Raw genomic sequence first — 12,121 nt, forward strand, 5'->3', positions numbered from 1 at the left:
ATTCTTTTCTTGATTGTATTATTTATTATTATCTGCAACGTAACATAATATTTTGAAATCCTCCAAGACATGCAATAGTTATCCATAAATTGGCAATTCCATAGCTTATCAATGGTAATGGAATACCAACAATTGGAAGAATGCCAAGCACCATACCAATATTTATGATTGTTGCCAATAATATATGCAATAATAAGCCACAGGCAAAAAGTTGAGCGTATGTATCTTTTAATGTTTTGATAAGTAAAAATGACCTACAAAACAGTAGGCCATAACATAACAGTAAAAAACACGCACCCACAAAACCCAATTCTTCGCATAAAACAGCAAAAATGAAATCGGTTCTGCTTTCTGGTAAAAATTGCAATTTATTTTGCGTTCCATTAAATAAACCTTTTCCCCACAAACCCCCTGAACCAATTGCAATACTCGCTTGCTCTATATGATAACCTTCTCGCTTTTGATCTCCTTGACCTAAAAAAACAATTATACGATTTTTTTGATAATCTCTGAGAACAAATGACCATATAAATGGCGTCATAACAAGAGTTATGATCAGACTATATACAAAAAACTTTTTATGTAATCCCGCAAGCCAGCAAAGAATCAAACCAGAAAACAAAACAATTAATGACGTACCAAGATCAGGTTGTTTAAGTATTAAGACAAAACTAACACCTAACATTATTAGTAATGGAATAAAAAGCCCAAATGAATAAATAACCGCTTTTTTCCGTATATGTAAATAATTCATCATATATGCAGGAAATAAAAATTTTACCAGCTCTGATGGCTGAAGTTTAAAAAAAACCAAGTTTATCCAACGTTTTGCACCCATTCCCATGCTTCCTTTAATGAGGGTAAATATGAGCAGAGCGATAACTATAAAATATGCTACATATCCCCAACGCATAACATTACGGTAGTCAGGGATCAAACAAAGGAAATAGATGACAATTCCACTGCATAATCCAATTGCTTGTTTAATAAAAAAAGAAGAAAATGGTTTTTCGTGATTATATGTTGAACTAAAAATAAAAAGCAATCCACACGCAGAAAGAAATATCATAAGAAAAAATGTTATAAAATCGAAAGAACGCGTTGTTGAGCGATAATTAATATTCATATGTTCCTTAATATATATGCTATGTATGATATCATACCATGATTAAGAAACATTTTTGATCGTATAAATTAAAATATTCCCATTTTGTGTATTAGCGCAAAACAGGAATATCTTTAAAAATTTTATCTTTACTTTATGAGTGGCTCTCGACAGAACGGACAGGTATTATCTTTTCTCACAATATCATTTAAACATGACTGGCAAATGCGTTCAGAATGTTTATTTTTACAGGGAATTACAACAGTAGGTTTTTCTTCGTAGCAAATAGCGCATTCCGCAATGATTTGTTGAGTTTGCTGAACTGGCCGATTGGTGATATCTTTTTGCGCTTTATTTGCAGCTGATTCAACAAATGTAGCTACCGCAACAATAATGCGTTGCGCCTCTTTTTTGTTATCCAATGTAAAGCTTTTTGATTTAACTTGTGTACTGAGCGTTCTCATGCCCATTTCTATTTGAGCAAAAATATTTTTTTGTTTTGCTAAATCATTCGCAGTAGATAATCCACGAGTAATTTTTATAGCATTAACAAGATCTACATTGGCTTTTTCTATAGTCGCCATTGGATTGAGTAAATCAGAATCTTTCATTCCAATTAAATTTTTGCAGTTCTCTATTACAAATAGTTTTGCTCCGGCAATAGCCTCATTCCATCTCACAAGATTTTGATTTTGCGTTGCAGCGATATTTTTGTCAAACAAATTTCCTTGACCAAAAACTGTACCAAAACTGATATTGAATTTTTGTAACACCTCATTTGCAGTTACACCATACAATCCTGATGCTATTATTAATAATCCGCTGAACATGATAGATTGCTTCTTCATAATGTATTCCTTTTTAAAATATATCTTCACCCTTGATTAGTACGTTCATTAAGCAGTTTACATATTTGTTAAGTTTATCATGTCAGAAACTATTTTATTAATACGATCAACCATTTCTTCTAAAGATTTTTTAATAGTAATGACAACGTTTTTAGCATCCTTTTTATTGCTGAGCGTCATATTGATTATCATAAGCTTACTAATGCATTTGTTTAAACTCTCATTTATGGAAGCCAATTTATAGCTTAGAATTACAAAATCATCTCGAGTAGAAAATTCACGAATAGTCTTTATTATATTGATTAGATCCATATTAATTTTTTCTAAACATGATACAGCATTGATAATATCAGAATCTTGCATACCAATTAAATTTTTACTATTATCTATTACAAATCTTTTTGCTATCGCAAACGTATCAAACCACTGATTAAAAATTGAAGGACTAAATCCTTTTGGATTTGTTCCATATCCTTTATTTTCAAGATCACGAGATCCTTGGGACAGTCTATTGATAACTTCTATATAAGTTGCTCCATATAACCCTGATGCCATTATTAATAACGTGCTGAGCATGATAAATTTCTTTTTCATCAATATATCCTTTTTTAAATACTACATAACTATAATATCTTTTAATTTATAATAGAACTTTTATTTTGACAAAAGCAATAATTTATAGCAAAAGAAATGTTTTTTGAACAGGAATGAACGACCTTATTAGTGATATTGGAATAACATTAGAAATAATTTTTCGACAAAAAAGTACATCATTAAATTTTTTGTTAAAAATTATAACGTTTATTTCTGCAGAAAATTATATATTTTGGCAGTGAACCAAAGAATAAGAAATGCCATAATTGTATGAGTTATACACCCTAGTACAATAGCATGAGGAGTCACTTTAATGAAAGATTTAATAAGACTTAACTTTGGCATCATATGCATTGTTCCAACAGAATTTAGCAGTTGAGATGGCCAAAATTTTAAAGCTAATGCTAAGCTTATATATATTATACATACTGTTATCGCACCAGCAATTCCAAAATCACGTGCATTAATTTTCATGATTATCTCTTTATTATGCGTTAACCAATATCATTAAATTCTTTTACAAACCTTAAATTCTTTTGATTAGTAAAAAAAATGCAGTGAAAATTAAGTATTTTTTTGTTGTGAATTATATATTTTTGCAATGAGCCAAAAAACAAAAAACCCTACAATTGCATGGGTTAAACATCCCACAACAAGAGCGCCGGGTGTTAGTGTCATAAAAAAATTACTAACCTTTACTTGATTAGTTGCACTGAGTAAATTAAGTATCATTGATGGCCGTAATTTAACAATTAATATAAAAACAAGATAAATGGAAAGACCAGTTACTGCGCCAATTATACCTGACTTGCGTAAATTAATTTTCATTGCCAATCTCTCTTTTTTTTTAAAAACATACTATGCATTACCATTATTTTCATTATATGAAAGTACTGCATAAAAAAACAATAAAACGCTCATATATTTTAAATATATATGAGCGTTTTATTGTTTTTTATAATTTATTACAATGATTGTGGCAACAGTCGCGTGCGCTTTTCATGTGGTATTATTCCATCATTATCAAACACGCAAAAAACTAGGCCAGTTTTTTTTGCCGCTACAGCACTATATAAAACTTTATAATAAATCTGATTGATATAGGCATAAAGTTCTTGAATTTTTGTCTCCAACTTTTGCCACAATCGTTCTTCTTCTTTTTCAGTTAAATCTTTTTTACGAGTAATTTTTTCCTGGATTTTTTCAACATATTTTTGAATAATTTGTACAATATTCAAACCGAGCTTCTCATATGTTGGCAACATTTCTTCCTGTGATTCAATATATTGAGCACACTTTATGAATAGTGGAATAGTTGCTTCATCATTAAATGCAAAAAGATTGAGGAATATAAGTTGTTGTTCTTGAGAAAGAGAACTGCATACCTCATCAGCCCATATTTGTGCATCTTTTTTTATAGCAGTCGTTAACTGCTCAAATGGATGTGTTGCTGTTGACACTGCATTGATCATAATTTGTGGCAAAAAAATCATTTGAGCCAAAAAAATAGCTTGTAAAAAAATTTTGTTCATCATAGCACCTTCTTTTATGATTGGGACAATAATTCAATTTCAGGATACATACTTATAATGTGAAATATGTGTTCAAATACATTTTCTGGGTGAGGCAATAAAGACCGATGTTCTTGGGGTAATATATCACGCGCTCCAAATAATGTCGTTGCACAGTTTGTATCAAATGAAGTTGATGTCATCTTGTTATACAAAATTGTATAATAATCTTTATATATCTCCACACTCATGATAACCAATTGAGATAAGTGATCAGATGCCATGTTGGCAGTAATGGCCACATTATCAGCAACCATTTGCACGTGAGAATTCTGTCTTAAAATACTATCGAGAATAAATAACGATGTATTATGCATTTCATTTTGTGGTATTACAAAAGGCAGATCGCCTTCGCTCATGCCTTTGTATAAACCTGCAATTACGTAAAGACGCTGTATATTGCTGACAGTATCATTATTAAATTGTTGGAGTAATTTTTTTGTTATATCACTATTATTATCTGCCCATGTACGCAATTTTGTTTGAGCATCACATTGCAAGCTTTCTAAAGCAGTATCGATTATTAATCTACTATTTTGTTCATAATGCTTTAAACACATATTTAATATTTGAGCATAAACAGAGCGTGCATTGATAATGTATGACAAGCGTTCTATTACAAGCTTTAATCTTGTCAGACCCTCAACCGGATTTTTATTTTCAGCAATATCTAATCGTATAGATTGTTCCAATCGAAGTAGCGAAGAAGTAAGTTGCCGAACCTTTGATTCAATAATCGCGTTAGCATAAAGAAGATATAAATAATTAGCAATAATCTGCAAGTCTTGTGGTGTCATTGAATCAATAAAAGATGATTGCCAAACTAATAAATGGTCTTTATTGAGGGTAGTAGAAAATAATGCCGATGAAGAAAAAACAATGAAAAAAAATAATAAAAAAAACGAGCGAATAATTGACATCAATAACCTCTTAGATATAAATCTCTTAGATATAAAAATGGTCGGGGTGGCCAGACTCGAACTGACAACCCCTCGCTCCCAAAGCGAGTGCGCTACCAAATTGCGCCACACCCCGAATACCTATGATAAATCTGAAGATACTATAAAGTACTTCTTTTTGTTCTGATCTGCAAGTATTTTTAAGAACTATTTTTTTTTGGGGTGAATGGTGGGGATCGAACCCACGACAACCAGAGCCACAATCTGGTGCTCTACCAACTGAGCTACATCCACCATATGAAATCAGTTTTAATTATACGGTTTTATAGATAAAAATCAAAAAAACATTTCGTTTGTAGCAAGGTAGTGATTGTTCAATGTTAAAATATTTGCTATTATATACTAATAACAAACAATAAATTGTTGTTTTTAATAAATAGGAAAAAACATATGAAGAATAGCACTAAACCTATCATAATAGCTCATTGGATTAATGTTTTTGGAGCTCGTGAACATAACTTAAAAAATATCGATGTTGCCATTCCAAAAAATAAATTAGTTGTGATTACTGGTCCATCTGGATCAGGTAAAAGCTCTTTAGCCCTCGATATTCTTTTTACCGAAGGTAAAAGACGTTATGTAGAATCCCTCTCGTCATATGCTCGTCAATTTTTGGGTATAGCCAAAAAACCCGATGTTGACCGTATAGATGGGCTGTGTCCAGCAATTGCCATAGAACAAAAAACTGTTGGCTCAAACCCTCGCTCAACCGTAGGAACAATAACTGAAATATATGACTACTTTCGTATTCTTTTTGCACGCATTGGAAGAGTATTTTGCCCTCATTGCCATCTGGAAATTAAGGCCGAATCAGCCGAAGCTATCTGTAAAATGATGAATAAAGAATTTCATCGTAAAATAATTTCGATAGCAGCTCCCATAGTGCATGAGCAAAAGGGCGAATTTATTCAAGACCTGATTCGTCTTTTTGAAAAGGGCTATTATCGCATTAAAATTGATGGGGAACAGTATAAATTTAAATCACATGATGAAATAAAAAGTCTTAACTTAAAAAAAACCCATAAGCACTCAATCGATGTTATTATTGATTGTCTTGAGATTACCATTGAAGCTAGCGCACGCTTACAAGAAGCAGTTGAAGTAGCTTTTAAGCTTGCTAATGGCAACTGCAAAATTATAGCTGGTTCTGAACAACATGTTTATTCATCACATCGTATTTGTATTGCATGTTCACAGTCAATCCCTGAATTAGAACCACGTTGTTTTTCTTTTAATTCTCCTGTGGGTGCATGTAAAGGATGTGAAGGATTGGGTACCATTAATGAATGGCCCTGGAGTGATGATGATAAGAATGCATGGAAAGCAGATTATCCACAGTTTTTTGGAGATAAATACGCGACATCCCGTACCTGTAAAGAATGTAACGGTAAACGTTTAAATACACATGCTTTGGCAGTGTTTGTCGGCGACAAAGATATTTATGAATTGTGTAATCTTTCTATTAAACAATTATTACAATTTTTCGATACGCTTGTTCTTAATTCAACTGAAACAGAAATTGCTCAGGGGCTTATTCAAGAAATCAAAAATAGGCTTATTTTCATTAATGATGTTGGATTGTCATATTTGACATTAAATCGTACTGCTCGAACATTATCAGGCGGCGAAGGACAACGTATTCGGCTAGCTTGCCAAATCGGCTCATCATTAAGCGGCGTACTATATATTCTTGATGAGCCAAGTATTGGTTTACATCAAAGAGATAATGATCGTTTAATTGAGACACTTAAAGCATTACGCGATCAAGATAACACCATTGTAGTTGTTGAGCATGATATGGATACCATTGCACAATCAGATTATGTCATAGACATGGGACCCGCTGCTGGAATTTTGGGTGGAAAAGTTACCGCTGTTGGCACACCAACTGAATTATCTAATAATAATAATTCATTAACTGGCGCATATTTGAATGGTTCAAGAGCTATAGCACTACCACAGCTAGTGAGAAAGCCTTCTGAATATATGATATTAGAACATGCTGATAAACATAATTTGCACGATGTCACCTTACGTGTACCATTGGGTGTGATATGCGGAGTTTCTGGTGTATCTGGTTCTGGTAAAAGCACATTGATTATGGATGAACTTGTTTCTGCTATTAAACGTGAATTTTCAGGGGGCTATAAACGAATTCGGCATAACGCTTTACATTCATCGGAAAATTTTCGCGGCGCAGAGAATATAGAAAATTTAGTTGTTATTGATCAAAGTCCCATTGGACGTACACCCCGGTCTAACCCCGCAACCTATTTAGGAATTTTTGATGAAATAAGGAAGCTATTCGCATCATTACCCGAAAGTAATGCTCGTGGGTATACAGTAGGTAGATTTAGCTTTAATGTAGCAGCGGGAAGATGTTTTGAGTGTCGCGGCGATGGCACCATAAAAGTAGAAATGCATTTTTTACCTGAAGTTATTATGATGTGTAAATCATGTAACGGTGCTCGTTATAATAATGAAACATTATCAATTACCTATAAAGGAAAATCTATTGCGGATGTGCTTGCATTGACAGTGCATGAGGCATTATCATTTTTTGAACATCACAAAACGATTGCTAAGCGTTTGCAGTTAATGTGCGATGTTGGTCTTGATTATCTTGCCCTAGGACAGTCATCAACAACTCTATCAGGCGGAGAAGCGCAACGAATAAAATTGGTAGATGAGTTAGCAAAACGTGAAAAACATACTTTATATATTTTAGACGAACCAACAACCGGATTACATACAAGTGATATTGAAAAATTACTACAAGTACTTAATCGCCTTGTTGATAAAAACAATTCTATGATACTTATCGAACACAATCTGGATGTATTAAAAACAGTCGATTATCTTATTGATTTAGGACCCGAAGGTGGTGATGGTGGAGGACGTATTGTCGCTCAAGGAACACCGCAAGAAGTTGCTCAATGCTTAGAAAGCCATACAGGTCGTTATTTAAAGAGAATCTTTACCAAACTTCAATAATGAGAAATTGAGAAAATTATCAATTGCGATATACTAAAATGAAGAAAAAATAAATATTTTTGTAGAGGTATTTCATGAAGCATTATGTCTTGGTTCTATTCATTACAGTCAATTTTCTATTACCTAGCACTACATATGCTGTGACTTATTTGCACTATAAAACCATTAATAACAAAGCAGTGGAAATAGAAAAAAAAATAACTCGTGATCGATATATAGGATACAGCTTGGCAGCTATAGGTATTATTCATGAGCTATATCAATGGGTACCAATGATGAGAAGTTGCTTTGGTAATACTTATCAGGGTAAAGAACAAATCAATGAAAAAAAATCTATTATTGAAGCTTTCTGTGCTGGTCTTTCATCTCTTTTTTATACACAAGAAGGATGGATTTCTATTGCGCATGCAGGATTGAATATTGGCGGTTTCATTATGATTTCAAAGGTTGGCGAGCAATTTGTCCATCCTGATACTTTGCGGTGGTTTATATATACCTATGCGTCGTATGAAGCAACAATCGACCTCATGCAAAAAAGACTACTAATTTTACGCAATGATGATTTAGAATCAGAACAAACAATCATACATAGAGAATTCTTACAATTATTACATGCTCGTTTAATTCAACAAAATGAATTGATCTGTGCATATATGATATATAAATCTAAGCGCTTAACGAATGAAGAAAGCCTTATCGCTCAGAAAACAATTCACTCTTTTTTCACTATGCATAATAGTTGGCTACAGCAAATAGCAGCTCAATGGGAGAGTGATAGTAGTAATTATGATCAATGCCATCAGCTTTTAGAAGCATATAAAACAGAAATTGCATCTCATCTAAAACATTTTTCTACCATAGAGGGAGAATCACTACGCGATCGAGCTATTATTCAAAAACAAATTAAAAAGTCCGCATTACTAAAAAATTAATGAAAAATAACATTATCAAGTGATTGTTAATGCTTTACATAAAAGTGTTTTTCTGCAAAATATTGCATATTGAAATTATAATTTGTTATTTTAAAGCTAGTGATAAAAAAATTATTCATTGTTTTGAGGAAGGTTTTTAGTATGAAGAATAAATTAATGACTTATGGCTTATTAGTTATTGCAGCAATAGTTACTTCTACATCAATGATACGTCCAGACGAATATAATGATGAATGTTGTGGCAAAAGTATAATGGTTGATTATGATGAAGAGGAACAATGCACAGATGGTTCGTGTGAGGATAGCATTTATTAAGATCTAACATTTTCATGAAAAATATATAATCGGATAGTTATTGGGCAAATTACTTTGAATATCTATCCGATTTTTTTTATTAAGCTACATGTTGTTATAGCTGCAATTCGTTTTATTTTATATACTAAAAATTACTATGACACAAAATAAAGAATACACACCATTGATGCAGCAGTATCATGATATTAAGGTTGATTATGTTGATACTCTTCTTTTTTTTCAAGTAGGTGATTTTTATGAACTTTTTTTTGATGATGCAAAAAACGCAGCCGCATTTTTAGGTATTGTGCTTACCTCTCGTGGCAAAAATAAAAATGAGCCAATTCCATTATGCGGTGTTCCTGTTCATGCTATTGATCATTATTTATTGAAATTAGTTAAGGGTGGATTTAAGGTAGCCTTATGTGATCAACTTGAAGATCCAAAACCAGGAACTCTTGTTAAGCGTGGCGTTAAGCAAGTCTTAACGCCAGGAACTCTTACCGATTCTCAGCTCCTTAATGAACGATCTGCATCTTATATCTTTTCCTTTTATCCTGCCGGTAATACATGGGGATTAATTTTTAGTGAACTACTAACCGCTCAAATTTTTATTACAACAGTCCCCGCAGGTTCAGAGAAACTATTAGAATCAGAATTGATTCGTTTTTTTCCGGATGAAATTTTACTTCCAAGCTCTCTACGAACCCAAGAATTTCAAACATATTTTAAGCGTTTGGGCTATTTTACAACAATTGTACATGCTAACGACGAAAAAATGTTTGAAAGTGATGGGTATGATTGGCTAAAAAAACAATTCACTCAAACAGTTTGTGCACAGCTAGAACAAAATGAATCGATGCGACAAGCCTTGTTTTATTTTTATGCATATATGTCAAAAAACCAGCGATCATCGCTTGATCAATTTACCTCTCTCTCTTTTTATAAATCGGATGATTTTTTAATCATGGATATGGCAACACAACGAAATTTAGAACTTGTTAAAAATATTCATGATGGCAGCACTAAAAACACGTTATTTAGCGTGATGGATAAAGCAAAAACTGCAATGGGATCTCGTATGATCAAAAAATGGATCTTGCGCCCACTTGTTAAACGCGAAGCAATTATTCAACGTCAAAAAGCTATAACACTTTTTTATGGCGATATAGCATTAGTCAACATTCTTGAACAGTTATTAACTTCAGTTGGTGATTGTGAGCGTATCGTTGGACGTATTGCTTTACAACGAGCATCTTTAATGGATTATAGCGGATTATTGCAAATGCTAAAAGCAATTCCTCATTTCAGAAATAGCATTCAACATTATAAACCGAATGTTTTTTTATTACGTGTTATTGATGATCATTTAGGTGATTTTCAATCATTATCTGATTTATTACATGCGGCCTTGCATGATGAGCCATCAGTAGAATTAATTATTAAGGAAGGATTTGACAAGCAACTCGATCACATGAGAAAACTCATTAATAATAGTAGCGAACAGATAATTGCTCTTGAAATTGCAGAACAAAAAGCAACAGGAATTCAGTCCCTTAAAATTCGCTATAACGCAATCCAAGGATATTATATTGAAGTCACTAATACACATTTAGCTGCTATTCCTGAGCGATATCGCCGCTTACAAACATTAGTTGGTAGAGAACGATTTATTATACCTGAATTGCAATCATTGCAGTATAGTATTGAATCAGCCCGTAAAGACATTACACAGTATGAACAAAAATTATTTGATGGTATTAAAAGTAAAATTGGATTGCAAATTTCCGCATTACGTAAATCTGCACACGCGATAGCGAATATTGATGCCTTATTATCACTTGCAAGGCTTGCATATGATAATGGATACGTATGTCCGCAATTAAATGAACAAAAAGATGTTATTATTATTAAGGGTCGCCATCCTGTTGTTGAACAAGTTCTTTCTCATACATTCATACCAAATGATACAACATTAACGAATGATCAATCATTATGGATCATCACTGGTCCAAATATGGGAGGTAAATCAACCTATTTGCGCCAAGTAGCTCTTTTATCGGTAATGGCTCATATTGGTTCATTTTTACCTGCAAAAAGCGCTAACATAGCTTTGTTAGATCGTATTTTCACGAGAATTGGAGCAAGTGATAATATGGCAGAAGGTAAAAGTACTTTTTTAGTTGAAATGGAAGAAACAGCCATAATATGTACTCAAGCAACGGAAAAAAGTCTGGTTATTTTAGATGAAGTTGGCCGTGGAACAAGTACATTTGATGGATTGGCGATAGCACAAGCAGTTGTTGAGTATATTTTTAATGAAATAGGCGCACGCTGTCTGTTTGCAACGCATTATCATGAATTAACATATTTGCCCCAAACACATCCCGGCATTGTAGTGTATCAAACGGCAAGCAAAAAAAATAACGATGGTATATTGTTTTTATATACTATTATACAAGGCATTGCCGATGGTAGCTTTGGGATTGAGGTCGCAAAACTGGCAGATCTTCCTACGACAATTATTAAACGCTCATCAATATTGGTTGATTCTTTTGTGCATGGTGGTACAGCTATTCCAATTATTTCTACTGTTAAAGACACAACAGATCAACAAAACTTATATGATGAAAATATAGCATTAAAGGCAGAAAATCAAAAACTGCTTGCTGAATGCACAAAAAATAAAAAAATTATGGCATTGGTGAACAATGTTGATTTTGACGATTTATCACCGAAAAAAGCATTCGATTTATTGTGGAAATGCAAAGACATGTAAATTATATCTTTTGCTGGACGATAGGGGCTTTTTTTGATATCTTAT

At 32.9% G+C, this 12,121-nt stretch carries 11 protein-coding genes and 2 tRNA genes; 4 read left to right on the forward strand and 9 right to left on the reverse strand.

Features of this window, described 5'->3' with window-relative positions; translation table 11 throughout:
* Positions 1-28: 28 nt before the first annotated feature.
* The 9 genes from rodA to VLB80_04800 form a co-directional block, all read right to left on the reverse strand.
* A complete protein-coding gene (gene rodA / locus VLB80_04760; GenBank protein HSC25496.1) occupies positions 29-1,126 on the reverse strand; it encodes a rod shape-determining protein RodA in 1,098 nt (365 codons plus the stop codon).
* A 128-nt stretch (positions 1,127-1,254) separates the two neighbouring features.
* Positions 1,255-1,953, reverse strand: coding sequence for an RING finger protein (locus tag VLB80_04765; protein HSC25497.1), 699 nt, complete (start codon positions 1,951-1,953; stop codon positions 1,255-1,257).
* A 57-nt stretch (positions 1,954-2,010) separates the two neighbouring features.
* Positions 2,011-2,547, reverse strand: coding sequence for a hypothetical protein (locus VLB80_04770; protein ID HSC25498.1), 537 nt, complete (start codon positions 2,545-2,547; stop codon positions 2,011-2,013).
* A 207-nt stretch (positions 2,548-2,754) separates the two neighbouring features.
* On the reverse strand, positions 2,755-3,021 hold the full coding sequence (locus tag VLB80_04775; GenBank protein HSC25499.1) for a DUF5676 family membrane protein: 267 nt from the start codon (positions 3,019-3,021) through the stop codon (positions 2,755-2,757).
* A gap of 90 nt (positions 3,022-3,111) precedes the next feature.
* Positions 3,112-3,375 carry a DUF5676 family membrane protein gene (locus VLB80_04780; protein ID HSC25500.1) on the reverse strand — a complete coding sequence of 88 codons (264 nt, stop codon included), beginning with the start codon at positions 3,373-3,375 and terminating at the stop codon, positions 3,112-3,114.
* Between the two features lie 137 nt (positions 3,376-3,512).
* The gene (locus tag VLB80_04785) at positions 3,513-4,079 is read right to left on the reverse strand and encodes a hypothetical protein (protein ID HSC25501.1); all 567 of its coding nucleotides are present in this window, start codon (positions 4,077-4,079) and stop codon (positions 3,513-3,515) included.
* A gap of 14 nt (positions 4,080-4,093) precedes the next feature.
* Complete coding sequence (locus tag VLB80_04790) at positions 4,094-5,038, reverse strand: hypothetical protein (GenBank protein HSC25502.1); 945 nt, start codon at positions 5,036-5,038, stop codon at positions 4,094-4,096.
* Positions 5,039-5,076: 38 nt separating this feature from the next.
* A tRNA-Pro gene (locus VLB80_04795) sits at positions 5,077-5,153 on the reverse strand.
* Between the two features lie 82 nt (positions 5,154-5,235).
* Positions 5,236-5,311: transfer RNA gene (locus VLB80_04800), tRNA-His, on the reverse strand.
* 156 nt (positions 5,312-5,467) lie between these two features.
* Here VLB80_04800 and uvrA point away from each other — a divergent pair.
* The 4 genes from uvrA (at position 5,468) to mutS (ending at position 12,076) form a co-directional block, all read left to right on the forward strand.
* The gene (gene uvrA, locus VLB80_04805; protein HSC25503.1) at positions 5,468-8,071 is read left to right on the forward strand and encodes an excinuclease ABC subunit UvrA; all 2,604 of its coding nucleotides are present in this window, start codon (positions 5,468-5,470) and stop codon (positions 8,069-8,071) included.
* Positions 8,072-8,145: 74 nt separating this feature from the next.
* Positions 8,146-9,003: a hypothetical protein gene (locus VLB80_04810; protein ID HSC25504.1), complete on the forward strand. Its 858-nt coding sequence runs from the start codon at positions 8,146-8,148 to the stop codon at positions 9,001-9,003.
* A gap of 141 nt (positions 9,004-9,144) precedes the next feature.
* Positions 9,145-9,318 (forward strand): hypothetical protein, encoded by a 174-nt coding sequence (locus tag VLB80_04815; GenBank protein HSC25505.1) that lies wholly within the window; start codon positions 9,145-9,147, stop codon positions 9,316-9,318.
* A gap of 136 nt (positions 9,319-9,454) precedes the next feature.
* Positions 9,455-12,076 (forward strand): DNA mismatch repair protein MutS, encoded by a 2,622-nt coding sequence (gene mutS / locus VLB80_04820; GenBank protein HSC25506.1) that lies wholly within the window; start codon positions 9,455-9,457, stop codon positions 12,074-12,076.
* Positions 12,077-12,121 lie beyond the last annotated feature (45 nt).

Source organism: Candidatus Babeliales bacterium (assembly GCA_035455925.1).
In the GTDB taxonomy this organism is placed as follows: domain Bacteria; phylum Babelota; class Babeliae; order Babelales; family Vermiphilaceae; genus SOIL31.

Excerpts from the sequence above, each read along its gene's own strand:
- VLB80_04785 (HSC25501.1), bottom strand. The coding sequence starts at position 4,079 with ATGAACAAAATTTTTTTACAAGCTATTTTTTTGGCTCAAATGATTTTT.
- VLB80_04770 (HSC25498.1), bottom strand. The coding sequence starts at position 2,547 with ATGAAAAAGAAATTTATCATGCTCAGCACGTTATTAATAATGGCATCA.
- rodA (HSC25496.1), bottom strand. The coding sequence starts at position 1,126 with ATGAATATTAATTATCGCTCAACAACGCGTTCTTTCGATTTTATAACA.
- VLB80_04815 (HSC25505.1), top strand. The coding sequence starts at position 9,145 with ATGAAGAATAAATTAATGACTTATGGCTTATTAGTTATTGCAGCAATA.
- mutS (HSC25506.1), top strand. The coding sequence starts at position 9,455 with ATGACACAAAATAAAGAATACACACCATTGATGCAGCAGTATCATGAT.
- uvrA (HSC25503.1), top strand. The coding sequence starts at position 5,468 with ATGAAGAATAGCACTAAACCTATCATAATAGCTCATTGGATTAATGTT.
- VLB80_04765 (HSC25497.1), bottom strand. The coding sequence starts at position 1,953 with ATGAAGAAGCAATCTATCATGTTCAGCGGATTATTAATAATAGCATCA.
- VLB80_04810 (HSC25504.1), top strand. The coding sequence starts at position 8,146 with ATGAAGCATTATGTCTTGGTTCTATTCATTACAGTCAATTTTCTATTA.
- VLB80_04775 (HSC25499.1), bottom strand. The coding sequence starts at position 3,021 with ATGAAAATTAATGCACGTGATTTTGGAATTGCTGGTGCGATAACAGTA.
- VLB80_04790 (HSC25502.1), bottom strand. The coding sequence starts at position 5,038 with ATGTCAATTATTCGCTCGTTTTTTTTATTATTTTTTTTCATTGTTTTT.
- VLB80_04780 (HSC25500.1), bottom strand. The coding sequence starts at position 3,375 with ATGAAAATTAATTTACGCAAGTCAGGTATAATTGGCGCAGTAACTGGT.